This is a genomic window from Candidatus Binatia bacterium (assembly GCA_036493895.1).
Classification (GTDB): Bacteria; Desulfobacterota; Binatia; order UBA1149; family CAITLU01; genus DATNBU01.
Genome location: DASXOZ010000081.1, coordinates 111,627 through 129,975 on the forward strand (window position 1 = coordinate 111,627; position 18,349 = coordinate 129,975).

At 67.3% G+C, this 18,349-nt stretch carries 15 protein-coding genes and 1 pseudogene; 12 read left to right on the plus strand and 4 right to left on the minus strand.

Going from position 1 to position 18,349, the window contains the following annotated elements; genetic code table 11:
• Window positions 1-2 precede the first annotated feature (2 nt).
• From VGK20_19540 to VGK20_19580, 9 genes and pseudogenes are all read left to right on the plus strand, one after another.
• Window positions 3-2,720, plus strand: coding sequence for a PD-(D/E)XK nuclease family protein (locus VGK20_19540; protein ID HEY2776244.1), 2,718 nt, complete (start codon window positions 3-5; stop codon window positions 2,718-2,720).
• Window positions 2,717-6,232, plus strand: a complete 3,516-nt coding sequence (locus VGK20_19545) for a UvrD-helicase domain-containing protein (protein HEY2776245.1) — start codon at window positions 2,717-2,719, stop codon at window positions 6,230-6,232. Before VGK20_19540 ends, VGK20_19545 begins: the two co-directional genes overlap by 4 nt.
• 68 nt (window positions 6,233-6,300) lie before the next feature.
• Window positions 6,301-6,834, plus strand: coding sequence for a sigma-70 family RNA polymerase sigma factor (locus tag VGK20_19550; protein ID HEY2776246.1), 534 nt, complete (start codon window positions 6,301-6,303; stop codon window positions 6,832-6,834).
• A complete protein-coding gene (locus tag VGK20_19555) occupies window positions 6,831-7,502 on the plus strand; it encodes an NrsF family protein (protein HEY2776247.1) in 672 nt (223 codons plus the stop codon). Before VGK20_19550 ends, VGK20_19555 begins: the two co-directional genes overlap by 4 nt.
• Before the next feature lie 157 nt (window positions 7,503-7,659).
• Window positions 7,660-8,352, plus strand: coding sequence for a crotonase/enoyl-CoA hydratase family protein (locus VGK20_19560; GenBank protein HEY2776248.1), 693 nt, complete (start codon window positions 7,660-7,662; stop codon window positions 8,350-8,352).
• Window positions 8,353-8,359: 7 nt separating this feature from the next.
• Window positions 8,360-8,914, plus strand: coding sequence for a pyridoxamine 5'-phosphate oxidase family protein (locus VGK20_19565; GenBank protein ID HEY2776249.1), 555 nt, complete (start codon window positions 8,360-8,362; stop codon window positions 8,912-8,914).
• Window positions 8,915-9,043: 129 nt separating this feature from the next.
• A pseudogene (locus VGK20_19570) lies at window positions 9,044-9,607 on the plus strand (DsbA family protein).
• A complete protein-coding gene (locus VGK20_19575) occupies window positions 9,604-10,800 on the plus strand; it encodes a M20 family metallopeptidase (GenBank protein ID HEY2776250.1) in 1,197 nt (398 codons plus the stop codon). Before VGK20_19570 ends, VGK20_19575 begins: the two are co-directional and overlap by 4 nt.
• Window positions 10,801-11,005: 205 nt before the next feature.
• Complete coding sequence (locus VGK20_19580; GenBank protein HEY2776251.1) at window positions 11,006-11,812, plus strand: isocitrate lyase/phosphoenolpyruvate mutase family protein; 807 nt, start codon at window positions 11,006-11,008, stop codon at window positions 11,810-11,812.
• 85 nt (window positions 11,813-11,897) lie between these two features.
• Here VGK20_19580 and VGK20_19585 read toward each other — a convergent pair whose 3' ends face one another.
• From VGK20_19585 to VGK20_19595, 3 genes are all read right to left on the minus strand, one after another.
• Window positions 11,898-12,140, minus strand: coding sequence for a DUF2442 domain-containing protein (locus VGK20_19585; GenBank protein HEY2776252.1), 243 nt, complete (start codon window positions 12,138-12,140; stop codon window positions 11,898-11,900).
• A 4-nt stretch (window positions 12,141-12,144) separates the two neighbouring features.
• Complete coding sequence (locus VGK20_19590; GenBank protein HEY2776253.1) at window positions 12,145-12,366, minus strand: DUF4160 domain-containing protein; 222 nt, start codon at window positions 12,364-12,366, stop codon at window positions 12,145-12,147.
• Window positions 12,367-12,613: 247 nt separating this feature from the next.
• Entirely contained in the window at window positions 12,614-13,249 is a 636-nt protein-coding gene (locus VGK20_19595) for a glutathione S-transferase N-terminal domain-containing protein (GenBank protein HEY2776254.1), read from the minus strand.
• A gap of 250 nt (window positions 13,250-13,499) precedes the next feature.
• Here VGK20_19595 and VGK20_19600 point away from each other — a divergent pair, with 250 nt between their 5' ends.
• Entirely contained in the window at window positions 13,500-14,429 is a 930-nt protein-coding gene (locus tag VGK20_19600) for an MOSC N-terminal beta barrel domain-containing protein (protein ID HEY2776255.1), read from the plus strand.
• A 227-nt stretch (window positions 14,430-14,656) separates the two neighbouring features.
• Here VGK20_19600 and VGK20_19605 read toward each other — a convergent pair whose 3' ends face one another.
• Window positions 14,657-16,294, minus strand: coding sequence for an FAD-binding oxidoreductase (locus VGK20_19605; GenBank protein HEY2776256.1), 1,638 nt, complete (start codon window positions 16,292-16,294; stop codon window positions 14,657-14,659).
• A 65-nt stretch (window positions 16,295-16,359) separates the two neighbouring features.
• Between VGK20_19605 and VGK20_19610 the strand changes: the two genes are divergently transcribed.
• Window positions 16,360-17,412 carry a glycosyltransferase gene (locus VGK20_19610; GenBank protein ID HEY2776257.1) on the plus strand — a complete coding sequence of 351 codons (1,053 nt, stop codon included), beginning with the start codon at window positions 16,360-16,362 and terminating at the stop codon, window positions 17,410-17,412.
• A gap of 76 nt (window positions 17,413-17,488) precedes the next feature.
• Window positions 17,489-18,349: AMP-binding protein (locus VGK20_19615; protein HEY2776258.1), on the plus strand; the 861-nt coding region annotated here is incomplete at its 3' end.

Genomic DNA, 18,349 nt, shown 5'->3' on the forward strand with positions numbered 1-18,349 from the left:
CCGTGTTGAAGCCGGGCCTGCGCGACGAGGCACTGCTCGCGCTCCTCGAACCCGGCCGGCGCCCGCTCGTCTTCACGCGGACGCGGCGCCTGGCTCGCGCACTGCGGCTGCGCGTCGCCGAGCTTCGCGGCGAAGGCGTCGCCGTAACGCCCCCGATCCACACGTTCGATGCCTGGCTCCTTGAAAACGGGCCGAAAGTGCTCGCCGCCGAGCACGCGGGCGGCGCAGCGGGACGCTTGCTGCTGACGCGCGCTGCCGAGCAGCTGCTGTGGGAGAGGGTGATCGTCGCGAATCCGGGCAAGCTGCCGCGCGAGCTGCTCGACGCGTCGGCGCTTGCGGCGACGGCCGCCGAGGCGTGGCGTCGCGTCCGCGTATGGGAACGGCCTGGTAACGACGAGTTCGTGACCGAGGACGTCGACGCCTTCCGCGCGTGGCTGCCGAAGTTCGAAGAGCAGCTCGAGAAGGGCGGGTTCGTCACTGCCGCCGATCTTTCGCGGCTGGTCGAAACGGCCATTATCGCGGCATCGCCGGCAATCGAGATTCCTTCGGACCTGCTCGTCGCCGGTTTCGAGCGCTGGGATCCCGCAATCCGGCGCGTCGTCGATGCTTTCATCGCACGCGGCGCGAAGCTGCACGAGGATGCGGACCCGCTCTCGCGCACGCCTGCGCCGATTCACCTATGGACCGCGACGACGACGGGCGGCGAGCTGCGCGAGGTCGCGCTGCGCATCCGCCGCCTGCTGCGCGAGGCCCCCGACCTTCGCATCGGGGTTCTCGCTCCCGCGGTTGCGCCTTTTGCGGCCCGTCTCGAGAGGATCTTCGAGGAAGAGCTGGACCCGGTGGGCACGAGCGGCGACGGCAATCGCGCCGTGCGCTGTTTCGACCTGTCGACTGCTCCGACGCTCGACAGCTACCCGCTGATCGCGGATGCGATCGATCTGCTGTCGCTTCCGTCGCGGCGCGTACCGTTCGCGCTGGTATCGCGCGTGCTTCTGTCGGGCCGCCTCTGCGGCAGCGCGCGCGGCGCGGAGCTGGAACGTCAACGCGCGAACATGGGTGCCGTCGAAGCGCGCCTTCGCCGCCGGCGCGCCGCCGTCCTCAGCCTGAACGATCTGGGCGACGTGCTCCGGCAGGCCGGGATCAAGGGTGCTCCTGACCGGCTGGCCAGGCTCACGTCCCGTCTCGAAGAAAAGGCCGCTCCGAAGCGTTCGCCGTCGCAGTGGCGAAGCGAATGGATCAAGCGCCTGGAAATCCTCGAATGGACTTCGACGGTGGACGGCGAGGTCGAGGGGCTCGCGTTCAAGCATTGGCGCGATGCGGTCGACGAGCTCGCGATGCTCGAGACCGTCGAGACGTCGATGAGCGCCGACGAAGCGCTTGCGCGGCTGCGCGCGATCTGCGGTGCCATGCAGGTGCAGCCCGCATCGACGGGACTCGGCGTGCAGGTTCTCGACCTGCTGGATGCGACCGGCCTCGAATTCGACGTCGTGTTCGCGATCGCGATGACTTCGAGCGCGTTTCCTGCGCCGCCGCGTCCGAATCCGCTGCTGCCGGTGCGCTGGCAGCGAAGACAGGAAGGCATGCCGCGCGTTTCGGTCGAATCCGAACGCGAGCTGGCCGGGATCGTCTGGGAGCGAGTGGTTCGCAGCGCGCGCGAGGTGCACGCGAGCTACGCGGTGCTCGGCGACGGCGACGAAGAGCAGATGCCGAGCGCGCATCTCGACCGCAGCGGTGAACATCCGCCTGCGGCGCCGCAACCGTGGTGGCTGGAAGCGTGGGACGACGCGCAGCGCGAGCCGAGGCCCGCCGATGTCGCCGGTGCTGCGCGGGTGCGGCGCGGCAGCGCGACCCTGTTCGCCCACCAGTCCGACTGCCCGTTCCGTGCGTTCGCCTCGCGGCGCCTCGGTGCCGAGGCTCTCGCTGCGATGCAGCCGCAGCCCGACCGCGCGCGTCGCGGCGAGCTCGTCCACGACGCTCTCAAACACGCGTACGGCGAGATCGAATCGAAAACGGATCTGGACGGCCTGAGCGACGGGAATATCGACGAACACGCGCAGAGGGCGGCGGCCGCCGCGATTGATGCGAACACAGAGTTCTTTGCCGATGCATTGCATCTGAAAGCTTCGGCGCAAGGCTGGCTTTCGGCGCTGGTGGCGAGCTGGATGCGCTACGAAAAAGGCGCAAGGACCGCTGCGTGGACGGTCGAATCCCTGGAGAGCTCGTTCACCGAGCGATTCCCGCCGGGAGTTGCCGATCCGCTGACGATCTCGTTCCGGACCGACCGCATCGATGCAGTCGACGGCGACGGAATCCTCGTCCTCGACTACAAGACGTCGCCGAAGTCGGCGTCGGTGTGGAGAGGAGAGAGGCCCGAGCAGCCCCAGCTGCCGCTGTACCAGGTGCTGCTCTCGATTCTGGGTCGTCGTGTCGAGGGAATCGCGTTCGCCAACGTCGCGGCGCGCGATCGCTGCGAGCTGACGGGACTTTCCACGCAGCGCCTTGCCGACAAGCTTCCTGCCCCGAGCGCGAAGATCGACTATGCAACCGGGTCGCGCGACTGGCAGGCCGCGCTCGATGCGCTGGCGCGAGACTACCTGGCCGGAGTGACGGCGCCCGATCCGCGCAAGCCCTCCGTCTGCAAGCAGTGCCGCGCCGATGCGCTGTGCCGCATCCGCGAAACTGCCGGCGCAGACGCGGACGAAGCCGAGGGCGACGAATGAGCACGGCGCAGCTCGAGCAGGTTCCCGACGATGCGGCCACGCGCGAGCGCTGCCTCGACCCGACGCGCAGCTTCATCGTCCAGGCTCCGGCGGGATCGGGGAAGACGGGACTGCTGGTGCTGCGATTTCTCGCGCTGCTCGCGCGAGTCGATGAACCCGAAGCGGTGCTTGCGATCACGTTTTCGCGCAAGGCGGCGGCAGAGATGCGCCATCGCATCGAGACCGCGCTCCTCGACGCGCAAATCTCCGACGCGCCGCCGCCGACGAGCGAGCACGACCGCCGCCGTCGCGAGCTGGCGCTGGCGGTGCTCGAGCGCGACCGCGAGAAACAGTGGAACCTCGCAAAATCGCCGTCGCGGCTGCAGGTATTCACGATCGACAGCTTCTGCGCGCGCATCGTCGCCTCCACCCCGCTCGTCTCGCGTCTCGGGAGCACGCCGGCGGTCGTCGAGGATGCGTCCGCGCTGTACCGCGAGGCGGCGCGTCGCGCGCTCTCGGATACGGGTGACGACGCCGCGACGTCGCCGCTGCGAGTGCTTCTCGAGCGCTACGAGATGGGGCTCGACGTCCTCGAAAAAGAGCTGGTCGACATGCTGGCCCGCCGCGACCAGTGGCTCGCCGGCGCGTTCGGTCACCGCCGCAGCCGCGACGAATGGACCACGCAGATCGAGCAGGGGTTCCGCGACGTGATGCAGGCGGAAATTTCAGCGGTCGCCGCGGGGCTCGAGCCACAACTGATCGCGCGGATCCATCGGCTGGCATGCCGCAGCCGCGACGTTACCGGCAACGACGGGAATTGGCCTACGCTCGGCAGCGGCGACCTGCTCGGCGACACCGTCGAATCTGCGTGGGCGTGGCGCCAGGCCGCGACGCTGCTGACGAAGGGCAAACCTGTAAAGCTGAGATCGCGCAAGACGAGGGATCCGGAAGTCCACGCGGGCGATGCGACGGTCAAGCAGATGCTCGTGGATCTTGCCGAAGAGCTTGAAGATTCGCCGCACGACTGGCTCGGGCGCCTGCAAAGGGCCAGCCGTCTTCCGCGCAGCCCGGTCTTTTCGGACGACGGGCGAGAGGGCCTCGGCGCGCTGCTGGCCGTGCTGCTCCATGCGAATGCGGCGCTGTGGACGATCTTCCGCGAGCGAAAGGAAGTCGATTTCACGCAGATTGCGCTCGCCGCCCTCGACGCGCTGGAGCCCGGCGAAACCCTCGAGAGGCTCGACGCGACGATCGAGCACATCCTCGTCGACGAATTCCAGGACACCAACGTGCTGCAGTACGAGATGCTTCGCTGGCTCGTCTTCGGATGGCAGCGAAGCGGCCGGCGCACCGTGTTCCTCGTCGGCGACCCCATGCAGTCGATTTACCGTTTCCGCAAGGCCGAGGTCGGCCTGTTTCTCGCTGCGCGCAGCTCGCGCGATTTCCTCGAAGGTTGCGACCTCGAATCCGAATCGCTGTCGGTCAACTTTCGTTCGACGTGCTCGCTGATCTCATGGGTCAACGATGCATTCGCGACGCTGATGGGCAGCGAAGACGATCCCCAGCGCTCGCTGGTGCGTTTCGCGGATGCGGCGCCCGGGCCTGCGGCGCAGCAGGGAAGCCCCGTCGAGTTCATCCTCTGGTCGGATCCGGCCGGCGCCGGCGGCGGCGAAGTCGAAGCTGCAGGGCTCGCCGACTGGATTTCCCGCGAACTGGCAGCGCGTCCCGCCGACGGCGCGGCCGGCAGCAACGGCACGAAGCCCGCCGCCCCGCGAACGCCGCCCCCGGTTGCCGTGCTTGTCCGCGCGCGAAGCCACGCTCTTCCGCTGCTGCGCGCCCTGGAAACGCGGGCTCCGCATCTCAGCGTTCGCGCGACCGGACTCGACCAGCTCGCGGATCGCCAGACCGTCCTCGACCTGGAAGCGCTGACGCGTGCGCTCCTGCATCCGGGCGACCGCGTGAGCTGGCTCGCGCTGCTGCGATCGCCGTGGGTCGGGCTTTCGCTCGGCGATCTTGCAAGCCTGGTCGAGCCGGACGTCGTGCAGAAAGGGTCAGATCGCGCGACGCCGATCGCGCTGCTGCTGGGTGATGCGTCGGCGCTCGAACGGATCAGCGCCGACGCGCGGATTCGCATCGACAGGCTGAAATCGGTCATGGCGCTCGGCGCGATCGAGCTGCGCGCCAGGCGTCTCGACATCGTCGTGCGTTCCGCATGGCTGCGGCTCGGCGGTCCTGCGTCGGGGTACGCGAACGCCTCTCTGGCAGCGCTCGATGCAGAGGCGTTTTTCGATGTTCTCGCCGCGCGCGCGCAGCGAGGCGGCATCGACCTCGACGAGCTGGCCGAGATGCTGCGCAAGGCCGATGCTCCGGCCGACCGCGATGCGAAAGTCGACGTGGAGATCCTGACGATCCACAAGGCCAAGGGCCTCGAGTTCGACATCGTCGTGCTGCCTGGGCTGGGGCGCGTGCCGAGATTGTCCGGGCAGGCAGGCGCGCTGGCGATGGAAACACAGGCGAGCAGCGGACGGCTTTCGCTCGTCGCACCGAGGGCGGCTCGTGGACGAGAAGACATCGACGAAGACAAGTACAGTTTCGTCAGCGATCGCGAAGCAGGGCGCGGCAGTGCCGAGACGCTTCGACTTCTCTACGTCGCCGCGACGCGCGCAAAAAAACGCCTCCTGCTCTCCGCCGGCCACGGCAGCCTGAAGAAAGACGGCAGCCCGAGAGCCCACAGCCTTCTTGCGGCGCTCGACCCGGCCTGCCCGGTCGCGACCGCAACGATCGTGGACGCCGCCGCAGGACCGCCTCTCGCCGTTGCATTGCCGCTGCGCCTCGTCGCCGCGCCCGTCGCCCGTGCGCCCAAAAGCGTCGCGACTCGTGTCGTCGTCTCCGAGATTCCTTCGACGCTGGCGAGCGAAGAGCCGGAGTTTTTTGCCGAGGGAAAGCTTCCCGAGCACATCGGCAAGGTCTACCACTGGTTCGTCGAGAAAATCGCGACCGACGGCGTCGCCAAATGGGACGCGCAGCGCATCCGCGACGAGCGCCGCCAGGTCGAATACGCGCTGCGAAGCGAAGGCGCGCTCCCGGGCGAAGTCGCCGATGCGACTGCCCGGGTCATCGCCGCCCTCGTTGCCACGGTCGACGACGAGAAAGGACGCTGGATCCTCGCTGCTCACGATGACGCGCGCTCGGAATGGGGCCTGACGCGCTGGCAGGACGGCACGCTTACCTCCGCGCGTTTCGATCGTACGTTCCTTGCTGACGGGAAGCGCTGGATCGTCGACTACAAGACCGGCCCGCTGCGCGGCGGCGCCGCAAACAGCGAAGCGCAGGTCGAGGTGCATCGCGCCCGGCACGCGGCCCAGCTCGCGAGCTATCGCGAGCTGCTCCTGGCTTTGCCCGGCGAAGAGGCCCACCCGGTTCACCTCGGCCTGTTCTTTGCGGAGTGGCCGGCGGGCCGGCGCTGGCAGGACATCACCGACCTCGTGGGCACGATCGTGGCAGAAAAAAATCGGGCGGCGGAAGTTTCGGCGTAACTTTTGCGGCGTAGCGGCGTCGCAGTCGTCGGGCCGCACCGCGTCCGACGGTTCAGGAGCAGGCGGACTTGAGGAACGAGGCAGACTTCGCGTCACTGATGCTCGCGGCCCAGGGCGGCGACCAGGACGCGTATCGCTCGCTGCTCGAAGGGCTGCAGCCGCTGCTACGCTCCTACGTCAAGCGGCGAGTCCGCGACGAGGAAGCCGTGGCCGACATCTGCCAGGACGCGCTGCTGACGATGCACAGGGTTCGACACACGTTCGAGCCCGGTCGCGCGTTCGAGCCGTGGTTCTACGCGATCGCACGCAGCCGCTTCATCGACCACCTGAGACGGCGCCGCAGGCGCGGCGACCTGGAAGTCGCCGCCGAGGAGGCGCCCGAGCCGGTCGCCGACGGTGCGAGCGCAGGTTGGGAGCTGTTCCTCGAAGTGCTCGAGAATCTTCCCCCTGGCCAGCGCGAGGCATTTTCGCTGCTGAAGCTGGACGGACTGTCGGTGGAAGAGGCCGCCGAAAAGGCCGGCGTGACCGTCGCCGCCCTCAAGGTGCGTGCGCATCGCGCGTACGGGGCACTGCGGCGCGGGCTGCTCGGAGGCGAAACGTGAGCGCAGGTCCCGGCAGCACCCGCGGCAGCGGAAGTTTCGTCGACTCGCTCGTCTCCGACCTCGAGCCGGTACGACCCATTCGACTGGCGCGCATGATCACGCTCGCGCTCGTCGTCGAGGCGGCCGTCGTGCTCCTGGTCGCGTGGCTGCTCGGCGTGCGCGTCGTCGAGGCCGAGCGGCTCCATGATCCCGCGTTCGTCGGCCTGCTTGCCGCTCTCGCGCTCGGTGCCGGCGCCAGTGCGGCGGCAATGACGGCGTTGTCGATCCCGGGCCGCGACGTTCCCGCATCCTCGCGCATCGGCCTGGTCGCGCTCCCGCTGGTGCTCGCGGTGGTGGTCGCGGTGTTCTCGCCGTGGGGCGGAACCTGGAAAGGGTTCTTTGCGGTGCTGATCGAAGGTTTCGGTTGCACCAGGACCACGCTCCTCGTTGCGACTCCTGCGTGGATTGCCGGACTGCTGATGATGCGACGGCTCGGACCTCTCGATGCCGCCAGTGTCGGGCTCTTCTGTGCATCGACCGCACTGCTTGCCGCGGCGCTCGTCGTGCAGATGGGCTGCGCCCAGTGCGACTCCTGGCACATCGCGCTTGCTCACTACCTGCCGGTCGCGCTTGCGGCATCGGTCGCCGCGCTTCTCTCGCCGCTTTTGTTGCGCTCGCCTCCGCGGTAGCGGGCAACGCCGTCACTCGCCGAGTGCGCAATCTCAGCGTAGTTCCCCCCGTTCGAGCGACCGCATCGGCCGTTGCGATCCCGCTTCACCCACCGGGGGGCTTTGTCTTGCAACCACGCCGCAGCTATTTGCCGAGGACCCGGCGGAGCGGGGTTTCATGACGCCAGAAGTTTCCGTTTCGATCGACGAAGGCATCGCGACCGTCGCAGTGGACGACGGCAAGGCCAATGCGCTGTCGATGAACGTGCTCGACGGGCTCGAGGCCGCGCTCGACCGCGCGGAGCGCGAACAGGCGGCGGCGATCGTGATGCACGGCCGCGCAGGCCGGTTTTCGGCGGGTTTCGACCTCACCGTGATGATGGGCGGCGCTCGCGAGCGGCGCGTGCTCGTCGAAAAAGGCGCGCGACTGTTCCTGAGAATGGCCGACTTCGCGCGACCGATCGTCGTCGCGTGCACCGGTCATGCGCTGGCGGCCGGGGCGGTGTGGCTGACGTCGGTGGACTGGCGCATCGGCGCCGATATCGACGCGAAGATCGGCCTGAACGAGGTCGCCATCGGCCTGCCGTTGCCGGTGTTCGCACTGGAGCTGGCACGCGAGCGCTTGTCGAAGCGACATTTCCTCGCTGCCACGGTTCACGCCCGCATCTATTCGCCCCGCGACGCCGTCGACGCGGGCTACCTTGACGACGTCGTCCCCGCCTCCGAGCTGCTTGCGGCTGCGCGCTCGAAGGCTGCCGCCCTTGGCGCGCTGAAGGAGCCGGCCTACTCGCTGACGAAGAGGTCGGCGCTGCGCGCGACGTTGCGCCACATCCGCGACACGCTCGAAGAAGACATGGACAGGATCGGGTAGGGCACCGATGGAGCTTTTCGACAGCATCACCGACGAGCTTGCGGCATTCATCGCCGAGCAGCCTTTGTTCTTCGTTGCAACCGCGCCGTCGGACGGAGGCCACATCAACCTGTCGCCGAAAGGGCTCGACACGCTGAGGGTGATCGATCCGCGCACGGTCGCCTGGCTCGATCTCACGGGAAGCGGCAACGAAACCTCCGCGCACACCGCGGAGAACGGACGCCTGACGATGATGTTCTGCAGCTTCGGTGCGACGGCGCGGATCCTTCGTCTCTACGGCCGCGGACGCACGGTGCTTCCGTCCGACGCGGAGTTCGCGCGCCTGAGGCCGCAATTTGGTGCGGCGCTGCCCGGAGAGCGCCAGATCCTCGTGCTCGAAGTCGTGCGCGTGCAGACGTCGTGCGGCTACGCCGTGCCGCGCCTGGACAACCCGCGATCGCGCGACACGCTGCTGCGATGGGCGGAGAACAAGGGTCCCGATGGTGTCCGCACCTACCAGCAGGCGAAGAACACCGTCAGCATCGACGGCCTCCCCGCGCCGATCGCAGCGAAGAAAAGCTGAGCGGCAGCACCGTTCCCGCGCTGATCGCGACGTCCTTGCCGTCGCACCGACGAGGTGACAGCATCCGCCGCGATGCCTGTCGTCGTGCGCTTTACCGTCTGGTCGGACGTCCTTTGACCCTGGTGCTACAACGCGGCCGTGTGCCTCGAACGAGTCCAGCAGGATGTCCGTGACGTCGCCCGCCTCGAGCTGGTGTGGAAGAGCTATCTTCTGCGCCCGTACGCGGAGCCGAAGCCGCTCGATCGATTCCGCCGCTACACCGAGTCGTGGATGCGTCCCGCTGCGCATGCCGATGCCGGAGAGTTCCGCGTCTGGGCCACCGACGAGAGCCCGCCGTCGCACTCGGTCCCGTCGGCCGTTGCCGTCAAGGCCGCGGCGAGGCAGGACGCGTTCGATCGCTACCATCGTGCCCTGATGCACGCGTACTTCGCTCGCAATCTCGACGTCAGCTCGCGCGCGACCATTCTCGCCGTTGCCGAAGAGTGCTCGATCGACCTCGGGCTTTTCGAGCGTGACCTCGACGACCCTGCGCTGGCGCGTCTCGTCGGGGACGAGCACAACGAAGGCATCGGTCTCGGCATCAGCGGCGTGCCCTGCGTCGTGCTCGACGGCGGGTTCCAGCTTCCCGGCGCGCAGGAACGTGCCGTCTACGCCCGCATCGTCCATCGCCTCGTCAGCCAAGGAACCGCATGAGCGTACTCGTCGGTGATTTTCCGCTCCTTTCGTCGCTTCGCGAATACGGCAGCGGGCTTTCCGAGCGCCTCGTCGCCAACCGCCGGCGCATCCACGAATTCCCCGAGCTCGGGCTCGATCTTCCGCGCACCCAGGCGGTCGTGCTCGAGCAACTCGAGCGCATCGGCGTCGATTCGGTCCGCATGGGCACGGCGCTGACGTCAGTGGTCGCCGAAGTGCGTGGCAGCGCCGCGCAGTCGTCGCGCTGCGTGGCTCTTCGCGCCGACATGGATGCGCTGCCGCTGCGCGAGCACAACGAGCTCGGGTTTTCGTCGCGCAACGCCGGCTGCATGCACGCGTGCGGCCACGACGCGCACGTCTCGATGCTTCTCGGCGCAGTGGAGCTGCTGGCGTCGATGCGCGACCGCTTTGCCGGCACCGTGCGGTTCCTGTTCCAGCCTGGAGAAGAGGGCTTCGGCGGCGCGCGGTTGATGATCGAGGAGGGCGCCCTCGACGGCGTGGACGCCGCATTTGCGCTGCACGTCGATCCGAGCACGCCGTCGGGTGTCGTCTGCGTTCGCAAATCCACGATCATGGCCTCTGCCGACTCCTTCATGGTGACGTTCAAGGGCGCCGGAGGACACGCCTCGATGCCGCATCACGCGCGCGATCCGATTCCTGCGATCGGTCCCTTCGTCGATGGTCTGTCGCACGTCGCGGCGCGCGAGACGGATCCCGACGATCGCGTCGTATTCAGCGTCACGCAGGTGAAGGCCGGAACGACGAACAACGTGATTCCGCCGACCGCCGAGTGCGGCGGTACGATCCGCGCTCTCAGCGCCAAAAGGCGTTCCGAGGCCCACGAGCAGCTTCGAAGGGTCGCGCGCGGCGTCGCGGCTGCGCGCGGGATCCACGTCGACGTTGCGCTTCACGAAGGGTATCCACCGACCGTCAATCACGATGCGCCCGTGGACCTCATCGCTGCGACGGCCGAGCGCATCGGTTTGCATGTCGTCACGATCCCGTCGCCGGTAATGGGGGCCGAGGATTTCTCGTACATGCTCGAGAAGGTACCGGGTGCCTTCGCATTCCTCGGTGCGAACACCGACGGGGCGGGACCCCTGCATTCCGACCTGATGAAGCTCGACGAGAACGTGCTGCCACTCGGCGCGTCGCTGCACGCGGCGATTGCGCTGTCGTTCCTCGCGTCCTGAAGCGAGCGGCCGCCAAGGGCGACGGAGTCGATCTGTCCCAAGGGACGACGACGTCGACCTGTCTGAAGGCGCGACATCGTCGTCTCTTGTGACTGGACGACATTGTCATTCCGGGCCAATTCGACGACCACGTCCGCCGATTGCCAGCGAGTCGGCCGCCGTTCTGGCAGGATCCTGACGAAATATTGTAATCCGGGAGACGACGATGACGAGCAATGCCGACCTTTTCCGCCAACTCCACTCCGGTCCGGACCTGCTGATGCTGCCGAATTGCTGGGATGCCGGCAGTGCGCGCCTGCTCGAAAGCCTCGGAGCGCGGGCGGTCGCGACGACGAGCGCAGGGCTCGACTGGTCCCGGGGCTACCCCGACGGCAACCACCTTCCGGTCGCAGAGCTGGTTGCTGCCATCCGCGCCATCGCGCGCGTGATCGACGTCCCGCTCACGGTGGACATGGAAGCCGGCTATTCCAATGAGCCTGGCGAAGTGGGCGATACGGTTGCGGCCGTCGTTGATGCAGGCGCAGTCGGCATCAACCTCGAGGACGGCACGGCGCCGGCTGAGCTTCTCGCGCGAAAAATTGCCGCGGCCAGGCGCGCCGCCGAAGTGGCCGGTGTTGCGCTGTTCATCAACGCGCGCACGGATGTCTATCTGAAGGACCTCGCGCCCGAAGACAGGCGGCTCGAGGAGACACTCGCGCGTGCGACGATGTATCGCGACGCGGGAGCCGACGGGCTGTTCGTGCCGAAGCTCACGCTCGAGAGCGCAGTTCGCGAAGTGGCCGCACGCGCGAAGATGCCGCTGAACGTCCTGTTATGGCCGGGACTTGCGCGCCCCGCGCGCCTTCGCGAGCTCGGCGTGCGCCGGCTCAGCTCCGGTGCAGCGATCGCGCAGGCGGCCTGGACGCGGGCCAGGACTTTTGCCACGGCGTTTCTCGCCGGGGAAGAGGATCCCCGTGCCGAGGCTGCGGTGCCGACGTCGGAGATCAATGCGCTTTTGGCGCAGCGGATGTAATTTCCAATCGGAGAGAAAACTCGTAACTTGTGACCGCTTCCTGTGGCGTCATCTGCGCAAGAGGCCGAAAAAACCGGGCGATCCGCTACTCGCGCTTCGCCTCCTCGTAGAGGAATTCCGGCGCGAGATCCGCGCCGTTCGGCCAGACAATGGTGTGCAGCTCCGGATCGAGCCGGAATTCCCGGAACGCTTTCGGATCGCGAAGTGGCTCGAACATTTCGCCCCACAGCTCGGCTTCGAGATCGATCTCGCCACGGGTACCGTCGTCGAACGCGAGCTCGATCCTGTATCCGCCGAGATGCCGAGCGTGAGTAAGATGTGGGGTCATGACGCTACTCCAGCGGATCGATTCTCTTGAGCGGCTCTCGTCGCTGCGCGCGTTCCCAGTCGTCGAGCAGTTCCCGGCGGTGCCGGTCAAGCCATTCGAGGACCAGCTTCTGGGCGCGGCCCGGCACTGTCCCGCTCACGACCTCGCCGGCTCGGATGCTAAAGCAGATTTCCGAGTCGTGGTAGCGGGCGTAAAAACGCGGGGGCTGATGCTCGCGATAATACATCGCGATGACGATCCCGAAGAAACGTGAAATTTTCCGCCGTGGTGCACTGCTGCACCACGACGACGCATCAGCGCTACTGCAGGAAACTCGTATTTTGCGGCGTTGCCGGCCAGGCCGGCGACGCACTTCGCGGCGGAGTTCAGGGGCATCCTGCACGCCGGGGGCGTGGAGACCGTCAAGCAGTTGCGTGCCGCGAGAGGCTCGGTGCGTGTTGAAATTCTACGATCGCGCGGCCGCGTGGTGTCCGTCAGCCGACCTTTGGTACCGACATCCCGCGCACCACGGCTTCTCGTGCACCGAGGCGCACCAGCCATGCTCCGATCGCCGGTATTCCGGCAACCTTGTCGGGCATCATCGCCGAGAACGGCGTCCATGCGGCCGCGATCCACGGATAGCTGGCCATGTCGGCGATCGAGTATTCGCCGGCGATGAAATCGCGACCGCCAAGCGCGCCGTTGAAGACCGTCATGAGGCGCAGCGATTCATCGAGATAGCGCTGAATAGCCGGCGCGAGTTTTTCGGGCGCGTTGTTCATCCAGTAATTGACCTGGCCGAGGAACGGCCCGATGCCGCTCATCTGGAACATCAGCCATTCCATCGCCACCGCCCGCGCGCGCGGCTCGCTGGAAAGGAATCGCCGGTGCTGCTCCGCCAGATGAATCATGATCGCGCCCGACTCGAAGATCGCCAGCGGGCCTCCAGCCGCGTCGTGATCCACGATCGCGGGAATTTTGCCGTTCGGATTGATCGCCCGGAACTCCGGCGTGTTCTGTTCACCCTGGCCGATGTCGACCGCAATGGCGCGGTACGGGATGCCGAGTTCTTCCAGAAGAATGGAAACCTTGCGGCCGTTCGGCGTTGTCCAGGTATAGAGGTCGATCATGGGCGGTCCTCCGATGAGGACGTCGCTGACGTGTTTTGCGCGGCGTTGCAAGCCGGTGGCGGCCGCCGGGGCTCGGGCACGTCCGCGCGCAACGTCGATGACGAGGCTGCTTCTCGTTGATCGTGCGGCGGCCAGGTAGTCCCGCCGCCAGGCAAGGCGAATCCCGTCAGCCCCGCATTTGCGATTGCCGGATCCCGTCCGTCCGGCATCCGGGATTGCCGTGCTCCGGCAAGCCCGCTACACCGCCCGCATGAGCACCGTCGGACGAATCCGCGAGATCTGGCGCTACCCGGTCAAGTCGATGGGGGGCGAGAAGCTCGATCGCTGTTCGATCGGATCCCTCGGCATTCCCGGCGACCGCGGCTGGGCTCTGCGCGACGACACCCTCGGCGAGATCCGCGGTGCGCGCCGAATGCCCGTCCTGATGAAGTGCTCCGCGCGCTATCGGAAACCGCCGACCGAATCGGAAATTCCTCACGTCGATATCACGCTGCCCGATGGTTCGACGCTCGGCAGCGATGATCCTCAGGTGTCGGCCGTGCTGTCGCGACTGGTGGATCGACCAGTCACGCTGTGGCCCCGTCAACCGGCAAGCAACAAGGCCCACTACCGTCGTGCGCAACCGGGCGCGGCGCTGATGGCGCGCCTCGGGCGTACGGCGGCGATACGAAGGTTCTTTCTTACGATCCTGCGCGTGACCGGCATGGACGCCGACATCCGCGAAGAGATGAGCCGCGAGCCAGGCGAATCGCTGCCGGATCTGGCGGTGCATCCGGCCGAGCTGCTGGAATTCGTCTCGCCGCCCGGCACCTATTTCGATGCGTTCCCGATTCACGTCCTCACCACGGCAGCGCTCGAAGCGATGGCCACCGCGAACTCCGCGGCAATCTGGGACGTGCGGCGCTTCCGTCCGAACCTTCTGGTCGAAACTCCTGCGGGTGCGAGCGGGATCGTCGAGAACGGCTGGAGCAACCGGACTCTTGCCGTCGGTCGCATGCATCTGAGCTGCCAGATGCCGACGGTGCGCTGTGGAATGACCACGCACGCGCAGGGCGAGTTGCCCAAGGACCCGTCCGTGTTGCGCACGATCGTGCGCGACGCCGGACAGAGTCTCGGCATCTACGCCGGTATCGCCACCGCCGGTGACGTCGCGGCGGGCGACGAGGTGGAGTTGCTTTAGCGCGGAGTCTTCCATCCGCCGCGCCTTTCGACGATGGCGAGGCGTTTCGCGGTCCCGGCCGAATTCACCCCCTCACCGCGCGTTACTTCTGGATGCTTTTCACCTTCGACCGCCCGCGGGACAAACCGTGTTTGCGAGTCCGCGCATCCACCTTCGCTAGCAACACCAGTTGTCGGGGCACTTTTGTTTGCGGCGTCGCATGAGCAGTACGAAGGACGGGAAAGGACTCACGATCCCTGCCGCGTGCGGCCGAGGCCGAGCACGCCCGGATTCATGATCCCGGCAGGATCCAGCTCTGCCCGCGCTGCTTCGAGCGCACGCCCGAACAGCGCCGGTCTCTGCTCGCAGTACCATGGCGCGTGATCGCGGCCGACCGCGTGGTGGTGCGTGATCGTTCCGCCAAGGCGCATCAACGCGTTGGATGCGACTTCTTTGATCGCATCCCAATCTTCGAGCTGGCGCTCCGGCGCCGACGGCGCGAGGATCGTGAAGTAAGGCGCCGGACCGTCGGGATAGACGTGCGTGAAGCGGCAGCTCACGCTGCCGCCGCCGCACCGGCGGCCGAGCTCGCCGCGCACGGCATCAACGATGCCTGCATGGAACTCTTCGAAGCGATCCCACGTGATCGCCGTCTCGAAGGTATCACTGATCATTCCGAGCCCGACCAGCGCGTCGCGAAGGTACGGCGCGCGCAGGAACGCATCGCGCCACGCACCTTCGGCGCCTTCGCGTCCTGCTTCGTTATTGTTGCTGCGCGTTTTGCCGGCGCCTGGCGCGAACCGGCCGCCATGGTCAGCAACCAGCTCGAGCGCGCGCGCCATCCACGCGTCCGGTGGATGATCGGCCGACTCGAACGCGACGATCAGCACGGCGTGGCTTCCGTCGCCGGCGCCGGTGGTCAGTGCTTCGCCGGCATCCAGCAGGCGACAGTTGGTCGGGAACAGCGCGGACTGGGACAGCGCGCGAACGGCGCCCGCTGCAGCGTAAAAATCGGCAAACTTTACGCTCGCCGACGCGCGGTACTTCGGTCTGTCCTGCAGCCGCATCCACGCTTCGGTGATGATGCCGATCGTGCCTTCGGAGCCGATCACGTAGCGGTCGGGACTCGGACCGGCTCCCGATCCGGGCAGCCGCCGACTCTCGAGCACTCCAGCCGGCGTGACGGTGCGGATGCTCTCGACGAAATCGTCGATGTGCGTGTACAGCGAAGCGTAGTGCCCGCCCGAGCGCGTCGCGATCCAGCCGCCGAGAGTCGAGAACTCGAACGACTGGGGAAAATGCCGCAGCGTCAGGTCGTGGGGACGAAGTGCCGCTTCGAGCGCGGGGCCATAGATGCCGGCCTGGATGTGCGCTGCACGCGACTTCCGGTCGATCTCGAGCACGCGGCCGAGCCCGGCCAGGTCGATCGAGACGACGCCGGCGTAGTCGTCGAGCCCTCGCGCTTCGACGCCGCCGACGACCGAGGATCCGCCGCCGTACGGAATCGCCGCGACGCGGGCGCTCGCGCACCAGTCGAGAAGGCGCACGACGTCCGCTTCGCCCTGCGGATGCGCGACGAGATCGGGAGCGCACGCAAAGTCGCGTCGATAGGCACGCACGACGTCGCGGAAAGCCTTGCCATAGGTGTGCGAGGCGCGGTCTTCCTTTCCATCGGACAGGATGGCCTGGAGAGCCGAAGGCGCGACGACACGAGCCGGCCTCAATTCGATCTCGCCGATCTGCGGCTCCGGCCGGGGCTCGCCGGCTTCGAAGCCGAAACGCGCCGCGAGCATGCCGCCGATCGCGCGCTGGTGGTCGATCGACGGACCTTCGCTTTCATGGCCCCAGCCCCAGAATTTGCGTCGTTTGCCGGTCGCGCCGTCCATGCGGGAGCCATTCGCACTACGGCCAATGCGTTGCAAGGCCGCCGCGCCTCCGGGAGAAACCAGCGGTGTCTTTGTACGACGAGCCGCGGATTTCGGTCGCGATGCCGGTGCGCGACGGTGCGCCGTGGCTGCGCGAGAGCGTCGAGTCGCTGCTTGCGCAGAGCGAGCGGCGTTTCGAGCTGATCGCCGTCGACGACGGCAGCGTCGATGCGAGTCGCGACATTCTCGAATCGTTTGCGTCGGCCGATTCGCGCATCCGCATTCTCGAGACTTCGCGCGAGCATCGCGGGATCGTTGCTGCGCTCAATCTCGCCCTGGAGGCTGCGCGCGGACCGTACCTTGCGCGCATGGATGCCGACGACATTTCGCTTCGGCAGCGGCTGTCCGCGCAACTTGCCGCGCTGGAAAGCGATCCTTCGCTGTTCGGCGTCACGTGCTCAGCCGAGGCGTTTCCGGCGGATTCGGTGACCGACGGCATGCGTGCGTACGTCGACTGGCAGAACTCGCTCGTGAGTGCTGCCGAGATCGCGCGCGACCGCTTCGTCGAAAGTTCAATCCTGCATCCGACGGTGCTGCTGAGGACCGCCGCCGTTCGGGACGTGCTCGGCGGATGGCACGACGCCGCTTGGCCGGAAGACTGGGATTTTTTCCTGCGTGCGTTCGGTGCGGGCCAGAAAATTGCCCGCGTTCCCGAAGTGCTGTTTCGCTGGCGCCAGCACGACCGGCAGCTGACACGCAGCCATCCGCGCTACAGCATGGAGTCGCTGCTGCAGGCGCGGGCGACGTACCTCGCGCGCTATCTTGCTCCCGTCGAACAGGGTGGACGGAGGGTCTTCGTTCTCGGCGCCGGTCCGGTCGGCAAGGCGCTGGCGAAGGCGCTTGCGCGCTGCGGGCTCGTGGCAGACGGCATCGTCGATGTGGATCCGCGCAAAATCGGCGGTGTGGTACGCGGGGCGGGCCATCGCTGGCGGGTCGTCGCGCATTCGGCACTGGGAGCGATGACGCCGCGGCCGTTCGCCGTCAGCGCAGTGGCCGGCGGCCCGGCGCGGGCGCGGATCCGTGCGGAGCTGGGGAAATGGGGATGGAAGGAAGGAGACGATTTCGTCGTGGCCGCGTGAGCTGCTCGATTCAGGCGTCCGAGTGTGGAAAACCTGCCTCCTCTCGCGCGCCCGCCGCGCCGAGCGGAGTAACCCGATGACCATGCAACGCACCCCGCTTCTGCTCTCCCGGCTGATGGACCGCGGCCCGCTGCTGAATCCGCGCGAAGAAATCGTCACGCGCACCGAGACAGGCCTGCATCGCCAATGTTGGAAAGACCTGAAGCGCCGTGCCTGCCAGGTTGCCAGCGCGCTCGAGCAGGACGGCATCGCGATCGGTGACCGCGTCGCCAGCTTCCTGTGGAACAACCACCGCCACCAGGAGCTCTACTACGCGGTGCCGTCGATGGGCGCGGTGCTGCACACGCTGAACATCCGCCTGAGCCAGCGCGATCTCGAATACATCGTCAACCACGCCGCGGACCGCGTCGTGTTCGTCGACGAAGACCTTTTGTCTTGTGTGGAGGCGCTGGCGCCGAGCTGCCCCACGGTCGAGAAGTGGATCGTCTGCTCCGACGTCCCGGGTCGCGGCGCCGCCAAGGCAAAGCTTCCGAACGTGATCGACTACGAGGAGTGGATCGCAGAGGCGGACACGGAGTACCGCTGGCCGCAGATCGACGAGCATTCCCCGATGGGACTCTGCTACACGAGCGGCACCACGGGGCACCCCAAAGGCGTGATGTACACGCACCGCTCCACGTACCTGCACACGATGGCTCAGGCGATGACCGACTCCCTCGGGCTTTCGGCTACCGACTGCGTGCTGCCGATCGTGCCGATGTTCCACGCCATGAGCTGGGGTCTTCCGTTCACCGCGACGATGCTCGGCACCAAGCTCGTGCTCCCCAACCGCTTCATGACGCCGAAAGACATTCTCGATTTGATGGAGCGCGAGGAAGTCTCGGTGTCGGCCGGTGTGCCGACGATCTGGCAGGGGCTGCGCGCCGCAATCGAGGCC